1 protein-coding gene is annotated in these 20,920 nt (G+C 42.6%); it reads right to left on the bottom strand.

The features are described from left to right. Positions 1–4: 4 nt before the first annotated feature. Positions 5–20,920 carry a non-ribosomal peptide synthetase gene (locus ABIB30_RS18545; RefSeq protein WP_354304540.1) on the bottom strand — a complete coding sequence of 6,972 codons (20,916 nt, stop codon included), beginning with the start codon at positions 20,918–20,920 and terminating at the stop codon, positions 5–7.

The raw sequence follows: 20,920 nt of genomic DNA, 5'->3' as shown, positions 1-20,920 counted from the left end.
TCTGCTATAGCGTTTGTTTTATATTCTGTTCAATGTTCATTTTTGTTAACCATTCTATACAATAAGGTGCATTCACCATGGTAAAGTGATTGGCCTGCGAGTAAATAAGCTGTACATCGCTGAAATAATTATCCCAGCCAGCTGCAGCACCCGCATCCCCCCAGTCCTCTCCTTCTAATTTTGAATTATCTGCTTGTATAAAATTGACCGTCTGGTTTAATTGCTCATCCATGCTGTAGACAGCTGAAATTGCTGCACGGAAAACCTCCCACATTTTTCCTATTGTTTTTGCAGGAAGCGTATGGACTATTTCACAAATAAAGGTCATGTAGTTTTCCGCGGGCAACTGATCAACTAAACTATTTACGGCCTTCTCGTCCAGCCATGGCTGGCTGAACTTAATCAGTGAACGGAAATAAGTACCCAGTTTATCAGCCTCCTCTACGGTATAGAAAGAAGAAAGCGGATCTACAAAACAATCCAGTAAAATGACTTTCTCGATCTCCACTCCAGTACCTTCAGCCTGTTTGATCATCTCATAGATCACGATACCACCATAACTATGCGCTAATAAAGTAATTCCACCTATTACGCCAGCCTGTTTGATCTGCTCCAGGTTATACGCAGCCATGGCTTCAATACTTGTATTCGGTGTTTCATTTCCGGCGATTCCTTTCATCTGCAAACCATATACAGCACCTTCGCCAGGTAAATGACCAGCAAGGCCAAAATACCCCTCTGTTGAACCAAGCGCTCCTGGAATAATGAAAGCAACTTCTTCTGCTAATCCCTCTCTTAAGGTTAAAACAGCAGCATCTTGTACATCTTCATATTCATGAATCAGAACCTTAATTTCAGCAATCGTCGGGCTTCTCATAATATGGATCAGCTGAATATCCTTTCCGAATGCTGTATTAATTTTATGTGTTAGCTGGATCATTGTCAGCGAATTTCCTCCCGCGTCAAAGAAATTATCATGAATACCTACTTTTTCTGTTTTCAGCAGTTTTGACCAGATCGCAGCCAGTTCAATTTCCATTGCATCACAAGGCGCTATAAAATCCCGTTGGGCAACAGTACTGAATTCTGCATCAGGTAAAGCTTTCCGATCGACTTTTCCATTAGAAGACAAAGGAATTTTGTCTATTTCCACAAATAAAGAAGGCACCATATATTCTGGCAAATGAGCCCGCAGATGTTGTTGTAACTCCTCCTTATTCAAAGTATCATAGACCACTACGTAAGCCACCAACCGCTTATTCCGGCAATCATCTTCCACAGTCAGCACGATACCTTGTTTAACCAGTGGAGAAAGCTGAAGAACGGTTTCTATTTCTCCCAGCTCTACTCTGAATCCATTAATCTTTACCTGTCCATCTTGTCTGCCAAGGAACATGATAAATCCATCAGGATGCTGACAGCCCATATCACCAGTCCGGTAAAGTTGTTTTCCCATTCCTGGATGCAGCATAAAACTAGCCGCAGTTTTCTCCGGATCATTGTGATACCCTTTAGCTACCCCAATTCCTCCGATATAAATATCACCAGGAACATTGACCGGACAAGGAGAAAGATTGGCATCCAGCACATACATTTCCTGATTTCCAAGTGGATACCCATAAGGAATGCTTTTCCAGGAAGGATCAACCTCACCTATCGGGAAATAAATAGACCAGATAGAACCTTCTGTCGCTCCGCCCAAACTAATAACTTCACTTGCAGGATTCAGCGCCCGGATTCTGCCTGGAAGATCAAGTGGGATCCAATCTCCACTCATCCAGTACATTCTCAAACTTGACAGCTGCATTTCTGGCATATCTTCTTGTCTTTCTATCAGCAGGTTAACAATCTGAGGTACGGAATTCCAAACCGTTACTTTTTCTTCTTGTACGTAACGAAGCCAGATATCCGGATTTAACCCTTCTTTTTCTAAAGGCAGGATCAATGTTGCCCCACAAGCTAGTGTACCAAAGATATCATAGACAGAAAGGTCAAAATTCAGATCAGAAATACCGAATACCTTATCCTCTGCTGTGATGTTAAAGCGGGCGTTCATATCATAAAGTGTATTTACAGCACCTCTGTGATCGATCATCACCCCCTTTGGTTTTCCAGTAGATCCAGAAGTAAAAATGATATAAGCCAGTTCAGTATCCAGTACTTTTACTGTTTCATGTTCCACAGGCCCGGCGGCAAAAGTATCTTCCTCTAATACCATGAGCCTTACGCCTTCCGGACAATGAACTTTGTCCAGATAATCACGCTGTACCAATACAATGCTGGATTCAGTCTGGGAAATCAACTCATTCATCCTTGCCTGTGGCAAACTTCCTTTCACAGGAATATAATGTCCGCCAGCTTTCAGGATACCCAGTACACCCCAAACCTGTTCCAGGCTTTTATGAGAAACTATCGCTACCGGCGCATTTGCAGGCAGGCCTGATTTGACTAGTAAAGCAGCAAGGCGGTTAGCCATCTGGTTCAGTTCAGTGTAACTTATTCGCTTGCCATCATGCACTACTGCGATATGGTCCGGTGTTTGAAGCACCTGCTGCTCAAAAAGATCAGAAAGTGTTTTATTTTGTGGATAAGCCACAGTGGTCGCGTTGCGTTCATTTAACAAGTAATGGATCTCGTTTGGAGAAAGCACTTCATAGATTTTAAGCTGTTTGGCAGCATCTTCCAACACACCTTTAAGTAGCTCGTTGAAATACCCCATATGCGTTTTGATTGTACCGGCAATGAATACATCCTGATCATATTTCAGACTAACAATGATATCTTTTCTTAAATCCTGTATTTCCAAGGAATAAACATGTGCGGTTTCCTGATAAACGTCATCATAGATTTCAACTCCCGAACCGCCACTCATTAGCTCATCAAAGATATTCTGATAAATGAACGACACCTTAAACGGTGTTTCTCTACTGCCAGAACGGTCAAGATTAAGATCTGCTAATAGTTTAGGTAAAGGATAAGCAGCATGTGATATCCCATTGATCATTTCCTGCTGTATATTTTTCACCAATTCAGCGAAAGTCAAATCTCCGGATACACGGTTGCGCAAAATCATCATGTTCACATAATAACCAATACTATTTTCATATTCCTTCCGCGGACGACCAGCTGTCGGCATTAAGACCAGCAAATCTTCCTCCCCGGTCAGTTTATGAAGCAGCATCGCATAAATCCCTGAGAAGATCACAGACAGATTGACTTTCAGCGCACGGCTTAATTCTTTCAATTGTTCCACCTGTTGCTGCTCAAGTTGCATCCGCTCAATTCCGATCGTTGTTGTTTTCAGTTTACCAGGAACATATAAATCATAAGGCAGGTTCAGAATTGGCAATACACCAGCCAGATTTTCTTTCCAGTAAGCCAGGCTTTTCTCTCCTTGTTTACCTTGCATGTAAATCTGCTCCCATTCTACATAATTGAAATAGGCAAAATCCGGTTCTTTTAAGGCAACATTCTGCCCGCTTACAAGAGCCTGATATTTTTCAAAGAGTGAAGCAATAAATACCGAACTCGACATCCCATCAAATATGATATGATGAAAGACCAGCAGCACATAGTTTTTGGCTGCTTTTTGATCTCTTCTGATGTATAGTTTGACAGGACGGCCCGTTTCGAGATTAAACGGCGTTCTGATCAGCTTCCAGCAAACCTCTTTGATCTGTTGATCTTCCGTCAGGTCCTGATCATCTAGTTCAACTTCTGACAGCGTGTTGAACTGATTATAAACCTCACCCGTTAATTCATCTGTCAGGAAGCTTGATTTTAAGATTGGATACTCATCCAATGTTAACTGGAAAGCCTTTTTGACCAATTCATGCTCAATTACCCCCGGTATAATAAAAGATACAGGCACATTATAATTTACATTTTCAGGTTCCAGCTGTTGTATAAACCATAAACCTTTTTGACCTTCAGAAAGGGGATAGCGCTTTTGAACAACTTCTTGGAAAGCTTCTTCCGGCATTTCTTCCTCCTGAGTAAAAACCAGCTCCGGTTGATGTTTAACCAGGAGCTTCTCCTGATATTCTTCAATCAGGAATTCAGCAAGCCCGTCTATAGTTGGATAATTATAGAAAACAGCTGGCGTAAGGTCTGTATCATAGAAATCATTCAGTTCATTCGAATATTTGATCAATAAGATTGAATCAAAGCCATAGTCACTTAATTTTTCATCCAGTTCAAGGTCACTTTCAGGCAATTTTAACAATTGAGCCGTAATCGCCAGTAATTTCGCAGCTACCTTCAGCTGTAAACCCACAGGATGTTCTACAATAGCAACAGTAGCAGTACTAAGCTGTTTCTGTTTTACAACCAGTTTATTCAGAAACTGTGGCCTTATTTTATCCACTTTTCCATAAACCACTATAGCTTGATTATATTGACTCGCCAGCAATTGGTCAAAAACATTGATCCCTGAAACAGAAGGTAACGGCAACAATCCATACTGTTTGTTCAGGTATTCCAGGCTTGCCTGATCAATAGACATCCCGCCATCTTTCCAGAAAGGCCAGTTAATACTAATTGTTTTACCCTGTCTTTTGCCTTTTACACGTTCACTTTCTCTATAAAATGCATAGTTGTCTAAATAGACATTGGCAGCTGCATAATCTGCCTGTCCTGCATTGCCTGAGATACCTGCCAGACCAGAAAAGAAAATCATGAAATCAAGTGCCTCATCTTTAGCAGCCTCATCCAGATTTTTGACTCCGGTAATTTTAGCTCCCAGCACCTGATGTACCTCTTGCGCTGTTTTATTCGTAATCAGGCTATCTCTGGTTATGCCTGCGCTATGAATAATCCCGTCTATCCGCTGATATTTTTCCTTAACCAGCGCTAATAAGTGGATTACTTCCTCTTTATTGGTGATATCACAATTGAAATAATCACCATGGGCCAGTCCAGCGATTAAAGCTTTCTTTCTGGCATCTAACTCTCCTCTGCCAGCCAGAATCACCTTAGTCTGCGGGATTTTACTGATATGGTTCGCAAAGATACTGCCCACACCCCCTGCACCTCCCAGAATCAAGTAAACTCCGCCTTCTTTAATCTTCAATCCATCATGATCCAGCAGATCGATTTCCTGAAGCTTCTTCACCTTCCTAAGGCCCGCCTCATAACGGATTTCCGAATCAGCAGTGCTCAGTTCTGCTTGCAAAATAGTACTCAGTTCTGGCATATCTTTAACAGAAAGGCGATCTACAACAATTAGTTTTCCGCTGATACCTGGATTTTCCAGATGAGCTGTTTTTAATAACCCGGATATGAAACCATAGTCCAGGTAATCAGCATGGCTGCAAACGATCAGCAAATGAGAATTGTGTTTTTCTGCGACTTTCTTTTTCACCACAGCCATCACATTGAGCAGATATTCCTCAGCAGTTTCTCCAGTGATAGTCTCGGTTTCAATCCCTAATTCCCCTTTCAGGTTTTCGGCAAGCTGTGCCGGGCCACCGGCCAGAAGAATCAATGGAATCACTTCATGCTCCTGAGCAGCAAAATTCTCTTCTGCTGCAGCTGCTTCCCAGTTCAGGTTAAAAATGCAGGTATCCACAATAGCATCAGTCGATTCTGTTTTCCCCGGTCCATCAACAGGAAGGGTTACAAAATCACGGAAGCTCAACAAGACATCTCCCATTTCATTGACGATATCTACATCATAAATATTGACAGGGCCATTTCCATGATTCGTTTTACTTTTTCTTGCATAACTCCAGACTGTGTTTGGCACCTCAGCATAAAACAAAATCTCTTTTACACTGAAAGGAAGCTGTACACTGGATTTTTTACCTACGAAACTGAGTCCCATGCAGGTTTGCAATGCACTATCCAGTAAACCGGGAGAAACGGCAAATCCATTTTCCTGGGGAAGCGAGATCTTTGACAAGGCTTCTGACGCTGTATAATACATCGTTTCAATTCCCTGGAAGCTGGTACCATAATTCAACCCCATTTGCTTAAATATGCCGTAACAAACTGTACGTTCAACAGTATGAGTTAACCTGCTGCGGATCGCTTTCAGATCCAGACGGTCTTTTGCTGGCAATGGTGCTGTTAAAATACGTCCCTGGCTATGTAAACGCTCTTGTCCTGCTACAGAGTAAATTTCATAACTCAGTTCTTCACCAGCATCTTTTAAACGGATATTTACTTTTTCTTCCTGCCCAGTTACACTTACCGGACTTAACCAGGCCACATTTTTCAGCCCGGTTACTCCTTGTCCCAAAGCCTCTGTTCCAGCTGTCCTGGCCATTTCCAGGTAGGCTACTCCAGGCAATATTTTCTTCGACTGTATTTGGTGATCTTCCAAAAACTGCTCTTTCCCGGTGAAAACGCTGGTAAACTGCAGTGCTTTAACAGTTGAAGTATTACGATGTAACAACGGATGTAAGTAACTATGATACTGTTGACTGACTAAATTCTTCGCCTCAGGCACCCAATACCTTTGACGGGCAAAAGCATAAGCAGGTAAGCTGATTCTTTTTGGCTTACCCTGAGTATATAACAGGTCCCAGCTAATCGTAATCCCTTTGGTCCATAACAGCGCAATAGACTTGATTTCTCCGTGCGTTACCGCATAATCAATATAAGCCTGCCCTGCTCCGCCTTCCAGTAAAAAGTCTGCTTTATTCTTTTTAATATTTCCAGTCATCAGCTGATCTGTATTTCCATTTAAAAAGTCAGCCAGCTGTTTATTTAGTTCCGCACGATCGGAAGCAATGATAGCCAGACGTTCTTCCATCGGCTGTCTTCCTTTTTGTAAAGTATAGGCAATTTCAGATAACAAGGTTTCTGGGTTACGTTCCAGCCACACCACAAGATTCTTAACCTGATTTTGAAGTCTTTCTGCATTTTTAGCAGAAATTACAATAACAGCAGGGCCCGCAACGGATACAGCAGGCCGGTTATCCTGATACTCTTCAATAATCATATGGACATTCGTACCACTAAAACCAAAACTGTTGATTGCAGCGCGCCTTGGGTTGTTATGCTCAGTTGCCCAGTCCATTAGTTTTTGTTCCACCTTGAAAGGACTGTTCAGCATATCAATCAGAGGGTTACATTCTTCATAATTCAGCGAAGGAGGCAACTGCTTATGTTTTAAGGATAACATGATTTTTATTACCCCTGCTACCCCCGCAGCAACTAATGTATGGCCGATGTTGGTTTTAACACTTCCAATGGTACAATACTGTTTCCGTTCCGTATATTTTCTAAAAGCATGTGTTAAAGCATCCAGTTCAATAGGATCACCCAAACTTGTTCCTGTGCCATGTGCTTCTACATAAGAAATGGTTTCCGGATTGATTTTAAACTTCTGGTAAACCTCTTTTTCTAATTCCTGCTGCGCTAAAACACTTGGCGCAGTAATTCCGTTCGAAGCTCCATCCTGGTTTGTTAAACTCGCTTTAATCACCCCATAAATACGGTCACCATCCCTTTCTGCATCCGCAAGGCGTTTCATGATCACGACCCCTACGCCTTCGCCAGGAACAAAACCATCTGCTCTTTTGTCGAAAGTGTAACACTGTCCGCCAGCAGACATCATTCCTGCTCTGTCGGCCAGCGAATAAAAACCAGGTGTAGTCATAATATTGACTCCTCCGGCAATGATCAGATCAGTTTCACCTTTTTGTAAACTGCTGCAACCCATGTCCATCGCTAAAAGAGAGCTTGAACAAGCTGTATCTACGGACACTGCAGGCCCTTTTAAATCCAGTAAATAAGAAATCCTGGCAGCCAGGACAGCACTTGAATTACCCCACATTACAGATGCCTCTTCACATTCGCGGATACTGTAATCACTCGGTGCAACCCCTGCATATACACCACATTTACTGCCTTTTAAAGACTTCGGATTAATCGCTGCATCTTCAATGGCTTTCCAGCAATGTTCTAAGAACAAACGCTGTTGAGGGTCCATCAACCCGGCCTCATTTCCAGAAATCTTAAAGAATACCGGATCGAACTTATCGATATCCAGCAAGAAGCTTCCAGTCCATTTAAAACTTTCCTTGTTCACATAACCCTGCCACCTGCTCTCTGGCAAATCGCCCACCAGGCTTTGTCCATTCTTTAACACGTCCCAAAAAGTGTCCAGATCGTTTGCAGCACCAAACTGGCCGCTCATGCCGATTACTGCGATATCGTTTTCAGCGATGTAAACAGGTTCAGCATTTACCACAGAACCCGAAAAACGGGTTTTCATAGGTGATACAGCCTGTGGTAATGCAACAAAAGGAGCTGCAACTACTGGTACTGCAATTTCTTCTGCAAACTCTGTTTGCAGGAGCTCCCCAAAATTCATCTGCAGAAAATCTGCAAGCTGTTGTATATTATTATAACTGAAGATATCAGTTGGTTTCAATGCTACATTTAATGTTTCATTGATGTTTTTAACCAGTTCCATGCTCAGGATAGAATCGAATCCGTAGTCCATAAACTGGCTCTCTATATCAAATTCTGCCGGTGGCAGTTTAATCAGCGCCGCAGCGATGTTTACCACTTTGTTCACCAGCGTTTTATTATCCATTGCTTTTTTCATTACCGGTACAGTTTGCGTAATTACTGATGTATTCTCTTTAATTATTGATGCAGTTGGTTTGATTACTCCATTTTGAAGCATAGGCAATGGTTGTTTAGACTGCGGAACGATGCCGTTAATTTTTAAGCCGTGCTGAACCGTTCCGTGCTGGACCACGCCATGCTGAACCATGCCGTCACTTAGCGCACATACAATCTGTTGAGAAAGGTCAGCTATTCCCGGATAACTGCGCACCTGTGAGTAGCCAGTTTCGGTTAAGACTGTCTTCCAGCCTGCTGCTGATAAACCAGGGCTGCCTTTTAATCTGATTCCTGCATCCTCATAAAGCCACCAGCCATCCAGTAAACCAAAAGTAAGTGTGGTAAACAGTTCAGTACGTGCAATTTCATTCAGGATAAACAGGCCGTTTTTCTTCAGTAAAGCCTTGATATTGTTCAGCGTTACGGCCATATTTTTAGTTGCATGTACCACATTAGCCCCGATCACAATATCATAGCTTCCAAGAGCAACCTGCTGCTGATCAGGAGCTTGTTCGATATTCAGGATCGCCGTTTCTAAATACGGGGCGATGTCTTTAAAATGCTGTTCTGCATGGCTCAGGAAACTACGCGACAAATCAGTATACAAATAGAAAAGATGCTCCTTATAGGGTTCCAGTGCTTTAAAAACTACCTGGCTTGTGCCGCCTGTTCCGGCGCCCACTTCCAGTATCCTGATTTTTTCACCAGGCTGTAAGTAAGGAATGCTCTGGGCAACACTATTTTTGACAATGCTGGCTAATAAATTATTGAAATAATCAGATTGCGCATTTCCTTTATAAATGCCGCTTACATACGCCATACTTCCCCCAGGGAACATCACAGTAGTAGCTTGCTGTTTTCCAGTTAAAATATCCTGGAAAGCCGCTAAACAGATTTGCAATAAGGTGCCATGCGGACGGTATTCCTGTTCCTGTTCAACCAATGCATTCATTTGCTGTTCAAAACTGAAATTGCTGATTTCCGATTGAATCACAGGATCAATCGTGATTTGTGACTCATTTACGGTAAGGTAATTTTGCTCCTGAAGCAATCCAATCAATACAAAAAATAACTGCTCATACTTATCTTGAATGGCTAATACTGTTCTCAGACTACTTAAAGTCTGCCCTGCTTGTTGCTGCTGCATCAAACCTGATTCAAGCAAAACTTGCAACAGACCTTTACAACACAATTTCTTAAAAACCAAATCCAGCTGGTCTGCTTTAGGATAAACCAACTCATCAGGTTTTGCCAATTGCAGCACCGATAATGCTTTTACAGCTGAAATTTCCAGATCCTGACGCATAGCCGGTATTGCTGCCGCTGCCGTATTAGAGAGTTTGATCGCAACAACCTGCTGCTGGTCACTGCCGATGACCATTTCCAGTAATTGCATACCTTCCTCAGCAGTGATGCTCTCTACACCAGCTTGTTTCATTTTGTCTTTATAGCCGTCAGCAGCAACTACACCTACCTCACCCCAGAATCCCCAGTTGATAATTTTTACAGGTATATGCTGGCTATTTACGCTTAACGCATAACTGTCTTTATAGGCACAACCTGCGGCATAGTTTCCCTGACCTGGTGCATGGACCAATGCCTGCACGGAAGAGTAAAAACAAATGAAATCCAATGGCCCCTGCCCGAAAACTTGCACCAGGTTCTGGCTTGCTACAGACTTAGGGATAAAAGCTTTGTTGAAATCTGCTTCCGTCATGTTCTTCAGCAACCTATCCTGAAGGACAATTGCAGAGTGAAAAAGACCGTGTATTTCCTGGTGAGTTTCCTTGATTGACTGATATGTTTTTTCAACGTCAGTGAGATTAGCAGCATCACATTGATAGTATTCAGGCTTCATCCCCAATAATGAAATTTTTTCCTGAGCGGCTTGAATAACCGCATCTGCAGGTCTTCGTCCCAACCAGATTACCTGAGCCTGATAATGCTTCACTAAGTACTCCGTGGTCACTATTCCTAGTCCACCAGCACCACCTAACAAAATATAAACACCAGATTTTCTGAATTTTGAGGATCTTATCTCTGGTAATACTAAAGGATATAACTGTTGTTTATAGTAATGACCACCTCTTAAACAAGTCACCGCATTTTCTTGATTTAAACTCATAGCCAGCAGCGTTGACCAGTCAGGTTCGACTGGCATCAGAAGATCAGCCGACAGCTGCAAATCAATCCTGTTGACTGACCACTGCGGCTGTTCTTTCACTAACGCGCCAATCAATCCGGTAATCCCGCTGCCAGCAGCTTTTACTAAATCATCAGCAAATACTTGCTGCGTCTGACAAGTAAATACAGTCAGCTTTAAATCTTTGACCGCTGCATCTAATAATTGTTTCACACTCGTAAACACCGCTAATTCTTGCTGCGATTCTTCAGGGCTTCCTGGCAACCCTTGCAACAGATACACACCCGCAAGCGCATCAGGAATAGCTTCCAGTTTTTCAACGATTGAAACTTCTGCTCCCTGCATCGTTAACCACTCACTAAGCCCCTGTGCAAATACCGGATTAGAATTTCCAAGCACTATAACTTGTTTTCCCAGGATTGGAGCTGAAGCGGTAGTTGAGGCTATAATCCGGTCCCAGACTGGTTTGTAAGCCATGGAAGAATTGACTTTTAAGCCATTTTCTGAATGTTGCTCAGGAATTAAGATCAAGTCTTTGAAATGAAGTAAAACATCTCCCTGCGCATTCAACACTTCAAGCTGGCAACAAATTGCGCCCTTTGCCTGTCTTTCGAAAACGGCATGGCACCAGATCACAGCAGGTAATGTTCCGAAAATCGTGACCTCGGCAACTCCCGAAAGCTGATATAATAAGCGTTCACCTTTGCTTAGCAGCCAGCCAGTGCAGGTTTGTACCGCACTATCCAGTAATCCCGGAGATAAGATAAAACCATCAGTAACCGGCAATTCAATTTTTGACAGCGCCTGAGTTTCATTACAATACAGCTTAACTATTCCTTGAAAATCAAGCGCATGATTTTTACCTGCATCAGCAAACAATTGATAAAACTCATCTTTTGTGATCTCTTGCTGATACCGCTTCAGTAAAGCCTGAATATCTTTTTTATCCGGTACTTGCTGTGGCGTTGCATTCAATAAACCTTGCCCGCTGAGCTTTTCCTTTTGCTCCTGATGATGCGTATAAATTTCATATCCTATGTCTTTTCCGGCAGCAAACAAATTGATCTGCACTTTAGCCGGAGAACCATTTACCCGGATAGGATCCATCCAGGTGACGTCTTTGATTTGTGTAATATTTTGACGCAAACTCCGCTCCCCTGCTTCTCTTGCCAGTTCAAGTAATGCTGTAGCTGGCAACTCTTTATAATTAGGAATGTGGCATTTAATTAAGAAATCTTCTTTACCTGTATAAGTGCTGGTAAACTTTTGCGCACCCAAATCAGACTCGTTGCTATGTAGCAGCGGATGTAAATTAACTGTTCCGTTTTGTATAATTTCCTTGTTTAATACAGGGATCCAGTACCGGTCTTTCACAAATGGATAGGTTGGCAAACTGATCCGCGAAGGCAAGCCCTGCTGATACAATAGGTTCCAATCCGTAGCCATTCCTCTCACCCATGCCTGGGCAATTGTTCTGGCATCATTTCCTTCAACAGCAGCCTCTTCTTTACGGATATTCCCAGCAATTGAATTTGCTGTTTCCCCCTGATGATACTGAGTTAATTGTACCAGCAAATCTTCGATACTGTCTGCAATAAATGCCAGGCGTTCATCCATGGCCTCTCTGCCTATTTGCAGCGTATAAGCCAGGTCATATAAATTCGTTTGCGGATGTGCTTCCAAAAAGCTTTTTAAGTTGCTTACCTGGATTAAAATACGGCTGGCCTGTTTCGCAGAAAGAACAATGATCGCAGGCATCTGATAGGCGTAGGTCTGAACAGTTGATCTCTGATATTCCTGGATAATGACATGGGCATTGCTACCTCCGGCACCAAAGCCGCTGATGCCTGCAATACGTGCTTTACCCGCTATTGAAGGCCATTCCTCTAAAGCCTGCTGTACTTTAAACGGACTGTTTACAAAATCAATTTCCGGATTTAAAGCAGCAGAATGCAGTGATGGAACGAATTGTTGGTGCTGAAGCTGCAAGATCACTTTCGTTAAACCCGAAATACCTGCCGCAGACTCACAATGACCAATATTCGATTTGACAGAGCCAATGCTGCAGAATTGTTTGTCTGTGGTTTCAAATGCTCTGTTTAAACCCGCAATTTCGATAGGATCACCCAAGCTCGTACCTGTTCCATGTGCTTCAACATAGCTAAAATCACCGGCCTTTACCCCTGCTTTTTTCATCGCTGCTTTAATAACCGCAGCTTGTGCCTTAGGATTAGGAACTGTATATCCATTTGTCTTTCCGCCGTGATTTAAAGCGGTGCCTTTAATCAGACCGTAAATGTGGTCGCCATCTTTGATTGCTTCGCTTAGACGCTTTAATAACACCGTTCCTACGCCCTCACCAGGTACATAACCATCCCCGCCTTCTCCGAAACTTTCACAACGCCCCGCACCAGAGACAAAACGACCCTGGCTTAACATCAGGTATTTGTTTGGATGAACGCTCACATTAACCCCACCAGCAATAGCCATATCTGTATCTCCGGTCAAGATATCTTTACAAGCCAGATGAATAGCCGTTAATGACGAGGAACACATCGTATCTACGGCCATGCTTGGGCCATTAAAGTTGAAAAAATAAGAAACTCTGTTCGCAATGCTGCTGGCAATGCCAGCAGGGGTCACAAAATTCCCTTTCATTCTTTCTTCCGCACCAAACAACTGGTATTCTTCGTACATCACACCAGCATAAACTCCTATTCTTCTGGCAATTCCACTTTGCATATCCTCAGCCCGCAGGCTTTCACGGGTATAACCTGCATCTTCCATTGTTTCCCAAACTGTTTGTAGGAACAGTCTTTCTTGCGGGTCCATTAATTCCGCTTCTCTTGGAGAAATATTGAAGAATAAAGGATCGAACTTATCAATATCATTCATGAACCCGCCCCATTTGCTATAGCTTTTGCCGGGTTGTCCTTTTTCTTCGTGATACATTTCCTCTGCATTCCATCTGTCTTCAGGGACTTCAGTAATACAGTCTTTTCCTGCCTTAAGATTTTCCCAGAATTCTGAGAGATTATTTGCACCAGGATAACGTCCGCTAATCCCAATGATGGCAATGGCTTCCGTTAAATTATTTTGTTGTTGTTGTTGTTGTTGTTGCGTTACGCCAGCAAAACGCTGACGTCTGTTTTGATTAACGAAAGGCGTTCCAGCCATTGTAGCTTCTTGCTGAACAACTGAAGTCACCGGGGCCAAAACTACAGCCAAACCTGTAAGGTCCAATACCTGTGAGCGGTGGGCTTCCAGAAAATAACCACAAAGCTCCTTCAGGCTCAGATACTCGAAAAACAAAGTACGTGGCAGCTTACCAAACACTTCCTCTAAACGATTGGAGAGCCTGATTACCAACACAGAATCAATTCCGTAATTTTCAAAAGGAACTTCTGCCAATAGTTTTTCTTCCGGCATTCTTAATTCCTTAGCCAGTAATTTACGGAGATATTTTATAGCTGCATCATTTAAAATTTCGTTAGTTACTGCAGCTGTTACAGGTACAATATCCAACGTCTTCATCGATTCATTCAACAAAGATTCAGCACTTTCAATAAGCTGATCTACTAAAATTGACTGTTGAGTAGTTTGACCATACAGTACCATTCCCTGTACAATTTCGCTGTTCATTAAATCTTCAAATGCTTCTAATCCTGCGGTTGTTGGCATGGGGATTAAACCGAAATGCAGCTCCATATAAGTTTCGCTTTCTGCATCCAGCTGCATCCCACCGTCTTTCCATAAAGGCCAGTTAATGCTTAAAGTTTTACCCTGACGCCTTCCCTGAAGACGCTCATTTTCTCTATAATAAGCGTAATTATCAACCCATGCATTTGCAGCAGCATAATCCGATTGCCCGGCATTGCCATTTACTCCGGCTATCGAAGAACAGCTAACCATGAAGTCCAGTGCCAGGTCTTTCGTAGCAAGATCCAGATTTCTAGTTCCTTTTATTTTAGCAGCAAAGACCTGTTTTACTTCTGCTGTTGTTTTGTAAACGATTAAACTGTCCCGGATCACACCAGCACTATGGATAATACCGTCCAGTTTTTTGTGTTCAGCAAGGATGTTTTTAACCAGCTCATTTACCGCTACGGCATCACTTACATCACAATGGTAATAGGTTGCGCCAAGCCGGCCAACTGCTTTTTGCTGCGCCGGGCTCAGCGACTCACTTCTTCCTGTTAAAATTAGTTTTACACCCTTCGTTTTACTGATATACTGGGCAAAGATCAGCCCCAATCCACCAGCACCGCCAGTAATCAGGTATACACCGCCAGTTTTAATTTGAATATTTGCGGTGTCTGATGTTTTAGCTAAAACGCTTTCCATCGTTCTCACTTCACGTAAACCTGCACGATAGCGTATTTCCTGATCAATGGTTTGCTGTTCAGCAGCGATTACATTTGTCAGTTCTTCTATATGCTGGAAAACAGGTTCTTCTACACTGATCAGTTTACCAGTGATTTTTGGATTTTCCTGTGTTAATGTTTTTAATAAACCTGTGATAAAACCGTATTGTCTATAATTATCCAGACTGCACACAATGACCAGGTGCGCTGGATTTTTGTGCGGCATTAAGACTTTCGCAATCGCCAGTACTTCATTGAAGAAATCTTCCTCATTGATGTGGTTACTAGCTTTAACAACCAGAGAAAGGTTCTCCTGAAGTCCAGCAGCCATGACCTCAGTACCCCCTGCCAATATAATCAGCGGTGTTACTGCCGTTAAAGAAACAAAAGGCTGTACATCAGGTTTCCAGTTATCCGCGAATAAATGCAATCCATTAACTTTCTGCAGCACAGGCTTCTGGCTGATTTCACTTTCGGCAGCAACCACTGGAAGCTGCGTTGGTGCGTTAGCAGCTGTTGCTGCATAAACACCAGTCGTTGTAGTAACTGTTATTCCCGCATTACTAGTTGTTTCTGGATTAACCGCTGTTCCTGCATTAACTGTTGTTCCAAGCTTCGTGAAGCCATTTAACGGCAACAATACCAACTCTTTAAAACTGATCAGCACCTGTCCTTCAGCATCCAGCAAATCCACATCATAGCTACTAACCCGGCTACCTGCTCTATTCCTTTTAGCGGAACACCATACCTCTTCTGGTAAAGCCTGATAGATGTTAAGTTCAGTAACACTGAATGGTAATAGAATCTCTTTACTGCTTTTGCCCAATTGCATGCCAATACAAGTTTGCAAAGCACTATCCAGTAGCCCAGGATTAAGCACATAGGCTTGATCCTGTGGCAAAGAAATACGGGATAATACAGCATCTTCATTATAATATAATGCCTTTATTCCACGGAAACTACTTCCATATTCAATCCCTGCTTCACTAAATAAGCCATAACAGGCCTCACCACTGATTTCCTGCGTTAAAGCAGACTTTATTTTCTCCAGATCTTGTTTTTCCGGCCTATCCAACTCTTTTGTGGTCAAAAGCCCTTTGCAATGCAAGAATTCTTCAGTACCATTATCGGTATAGATCTCATATTCAATCTGTTGATCGGCACCTGAAAATAAGCTGGTAAAAACTGTTTGCGGAATTGCTTCCACCTTTACAGGGCTAAACCAGGTTATCTCCTTTAATTGTGTGACCTTGTCCTGAACAGATTGCTCAGCCGCAGCCCTCGCTAATTCCAGGTAAGCCACCCCAGGTAATATTTTTACCTGCTGCACCTGATGGTGCATTAAAAATGACTCCTTACCCGTATAAACACTCGTAAACTGCTGTTCCTGAAGGCTTGAAGAATTGCTATGCAATAAAGGATGCAGTTTAGCTCCCCTGTTCACCGATAATTCACCTTCGCCCTGCGGGAACCAGTAACGTTCACTAGAAAACGGATAAGCGGGTAAACCAATTAATGATGGTTTGACCGCTGTATACAGTAAATTCCAGTCTATATTAACTCCTTTAGCCCATAACTGTGCAAGGGAATGACTTTCTTTTTCACGGATTGCACTTTCCAGATAAGCTTTACCAGACTTTCCTTCCAGCGAAATCCCCGGATGATCTTTGCGGGTATTTCCAATATATAATTCCTGTATCTTTTGATTTTGGTAGTCATTGAGCAGAGCGATTAAATCTTCCCTGTCTTCAGCTATAAAAGCTAACCGCTCTTCCATAGCCTCTCTTCCTGTTTGCAAAGTGTAAGCAAGGTCATCAAGATTCAGCTCAGGTTGTGCTTCCACATAACTTTTCAAATTGGCCACCAACTCCTTCAACCGGTCTGTATCTTTTGCAGACAAGACGATAACAGGCGGTATAACCTGCGTATAAGCTGTAGTTGTCAAGGGCACATATTCCTCTATAATCAAATGTGCATTACTACCGCCCGCTCCGAAACCACTGATACCAGCAATTCTTGGTTTATTATTCAATGCAGGCCATTTTTCGAGTTCCTGCTGAACTTTAAAAGGTGTATTTTCAAAATCTATATTGGGATTCAGCTTCGCAGAATGTAAGGAAGGAACCAGCTGGCGGTACTTTAATTGCAATAATACCTTGGTTAACCCTGATATTCCAGCAGCTGATTCACAGTGACCGATATTTGATTTCACCGAACCAATACTGCAAAACTGTTTGTTCTTTGAATCGAAAGCCTTGGCCAAACCGGCTATTTCTATAGGATCGCCCAAGCTTGTCCCTGTTCCATGCGCCTCGATATAACTGAAGTCTTCTGCTTTTACACCCGCTTTTTTCATTGCAGCTTTAATCACCGCAGCCTGTGCTTTTGGATTAGGAACGGTATACCCATTCGTTTTACCACCATGGTTCAGCGAAGTTCCTTTAATCAGACCATAAATACGGTCACCATCTGCCAATGCCTGGCTCAGTGATTTGAGCAATACTGCTCCTACACCTTCACCTGGCACATACCCTTCGCCACCTTCACCAAAACTTTCACACCGTCCCTCACTAGAAACAAACATACCCTGGCTCAGCATTAAATACTTATTTGGATGCACGCTAAGGTTCACCCCACCTGCAAGTGCCATGGTACAACTCCCATTCTGAATACTCTCACAAGCCAGATGAATAGCCGTTAAAGACGAAGAACACATGGTATCAATCGCCATGCTTGGTCCATGAAGATTGAAGAAATAAGATACACGGTTTGCAATACTGCTGATACTTCCTCCGGGGTTTACAAAATTACCTTTTGCATTCTCTTCGGCACCAAACAGTGGATATTCTTCATACATCACGCCTACATATACGCCCACTTGTGCACCTAAAGAGTTCTTACCTTTTTCTCCTTGTAATTTAGTTTTGGTGTAACCCGCATCTTCCAGTGTTTCCCAGGCCGTTTGAAGGAAAAGGCGAGCTTGCGGGTCCATTAACTCTGCCTCACGAACAGAAATATTAAAGAACAAGGGATCAAAATGATCCATATCCTCCAGGAACCCACCCCACTTGCTGTAGCTTTTACCAGCTTTACCTTTTTCCTTGTCATAGAAATCTGTCAGGTCCCAGCGATCTGCCGGAATCTCTGTGATGCTGTCTTTCCCTGCCTTTAAGTTTTCCCAGAAATCTGCAATGGTTTTAGCCCCCGGGTATCTTCCCCCTAAGCCAATGATGGCAATAGGTTCTTTAGCCACCGGAATCGCTGACTTTGCGACAGCTGTTTTTGATATTTCTTTTGGCTGGAGAGCTGTCTTATTTTGCGATATAGCATGGGCATTGAATACGGCAGCTGTTGCTGAAGTCTGATTATTAATTTCATCAATAGCTTCAACGGAAACAGGTGATAAATCAGAATATGAGACTTTTAAACCCGTAAGTTGTATTAATTTATCAGGATAAACTTCCACAAAGTATTCAGTTAATTCGGCTAAAGTCTGACACTCAAAAAACAAGGTTCTGGGTATCCTTTCGAAAACAGCCTCCAGGCAATTAGTTAATTTGGTGATCATAATGGAATCAATTCCATACTGCTCAAAAGGAGTTTCTGCGTCTAACTTTTCTTCCTTCATTCTGAGCTCTTTGGTCAACAGACTACGCAGATAAGTCAATGAGGCAGCATAAAGTACTTCCTCATTTACTGCTGCTGCTTTTCCTACCGCAGCCTTTTTTCTTTGCAGAGCTGATGGCGGAGTTAAAAGCGCATTTAATTTATCCGGATTACCATATAAAACGACTCCCTGAGACTCGTTACTATTTAATAAACTTTCAAAAGCGGCAAGTCCATCAGCAGCAGGCATCGGCAATAAGCCAAAATGATTGGCCATATACTTTTCCTGCGCCTGGTCAATCTGCATCCCGCCTTCCTTCCATAAAGGCCAGTTGACACTTAATGTTTTCCCTGTTCTTTTACCCTGAATACGCTCCAGTTCACGGTAATGCGCATAATTATCTAACCATGCATTGGCAGCAGCATAGTCTGACTGTCCTGTATTTCCAAAAACTCCGGCCAGGGAGGAACAATAAACCATAAAGTCCAGTTGTTCTTGCTGCGTTGCCTCGTCCAAGTTTTTAGCACCTTTAACCTTTGCGGAAAAAACTGCTTCAACTTCAATGGCTGTTTTATTCATCAGCAAACTATCCCGGGTCAATCCGGCACTATGAATAATTCCATCTAAATGCCCGTTTTCAGCCTTGATTTTTTCTACCAATGCCTTTACTTCTTCCAGCTGAGTGACGTCGCAACGTTCGTAAACCGTATGTGGCAATTCTTTTAAATGTTCCTGTTGTGCAGTACTCAAAACACTTCTGCCTGCAAGGATTACTTTTGTTCCCGCTACCTTATTCAAGTAAGCAGCAAAAATCAATCCCAGCCCACCTGCACCACCGGTGATCAGATAGACTCCATTTTCTTTACTAATGTTTCCTGCTGTTAATGTATCCTGAAGCTCATCATTGGTATAATTCTCTGTATTTTTTGATGAAGCAGAAACTGGATTTAAAACTTTAATTTCTCTTTGTCCATCTAGATAACGTACCTCTGCTGCTGCATTTCCCTGCTCTGCCAGTAAAATCCCAGTTAAATTGGCCAGTTCACTGATAGCCAGGCTTTCTACCCCAATCATCTTTCCACTAAACAATGGATTTTCCTGTGCAATTGTCTTTAACATCCCTGAAATAAAGCTGTAATCCAGCTCATCGGTTACCGCATAAACAAAATGCACTGTTGACTTAGCAAGTTTTCTTTGTTGCAATTCTTCCAATACCTGGATAAAAACAGCGTCCGGTGTACCTTCACTAACCATCCTTACCTCACACTCCAATCTTTCCTCCAGCTTCTGCGCAAGTAGCGCAGCTGCTCCGGCGATAAAAACAAGCGGAGCCGTCCCTTCTTTAGTACCGGATTGTTCCAGCTCCCTGCTGCTTATGGTCTCAGTTTGCCAATTCTGGCTATATAAATTTAGTCCTGCTGTTGAATCAGCATTATTTTTAAGGGCTAGCGGTAAAACTACCAGTTCAGTAAAACTAATCAGCACCTCTCCTGCTTCATTTAACAATTCAATATCGTAGCTGCTGGCCATTTTGCCTGCGCTGTTTTTTGTGACATAACACCAGATTTCTTCAGGCAATGGCTGATAAATATTAATCTCTCTCACACTAAATGGAAGCATCAACTGCTGACTACCGTCTAAAAGACTGATTCCCATACAAGTCTGCAGCGCACTGTCCATCATCCCGGGAGACCACAGAAAACCTGCATTTGCCGGTAATACAATGCTGGATAAAGCTGCTTTTGCGTTATAATAAATCTGCTGAATTCCCTGGAAGGTTTTTCCATAGTCAAGTCCGATCGAACTAAATATCTCATAAAAACCTGCTCCATCCTGAACACCAGCTTTTTCTTCACTTTGCGTAAAACTATGGCGCAATGCTGTAATATCCTTTGCCGCTGGCGCTTGTTGTAAAGAAGTGCTCAATATTCCCTGTCCATGCAAAGTTTTTTCTGCAGTTGTGGTATAGATTTCATAAGTAAACTCATCCGCTATGGATTGAATGCTGATATGCAGTTCTACTGGCGATTCTTTAACCTTTACAGGATGTAACCAATTCACCTCTTTAATTTGGGTGATGGTTTCCTGTGCAACATATTCTCCAGCTGCCCTGGCCATTTCAAGATAAGCGACACCAGGCAAAACCTGTTCTCCCATTACCATATGATCTGTTAAAAAGAATTCTTTCCCGGTATATACACTGCTGAATTGATTTTGTTTTTTCAT

This window comes from Pedobacter sp. UYP1, assembly GCF_040547305.1.
Taxonomy (GTDB): domain Bacteria; phylum Bacteroidota; class Bacteroidia; order Sphingobacteriales; family Sphingobacteriaceae; genus Pedobacter.
The sequence above is the reverse complement of the archived record's forward strand: the minus strand, read 5'-3'. Positions and strand labels throughout refer to the sequence as shown.

Bases quoted from the DNA above. Each gene is read 5' to 3' on its own strand.
- ABIB30_RS18545 (WP_354304540.1), bottom strand. From the start codon at position 20,920: ATGAAAAAACAAAATCAATTCAGCAGTGTATATACCGGGAAAGAATTC.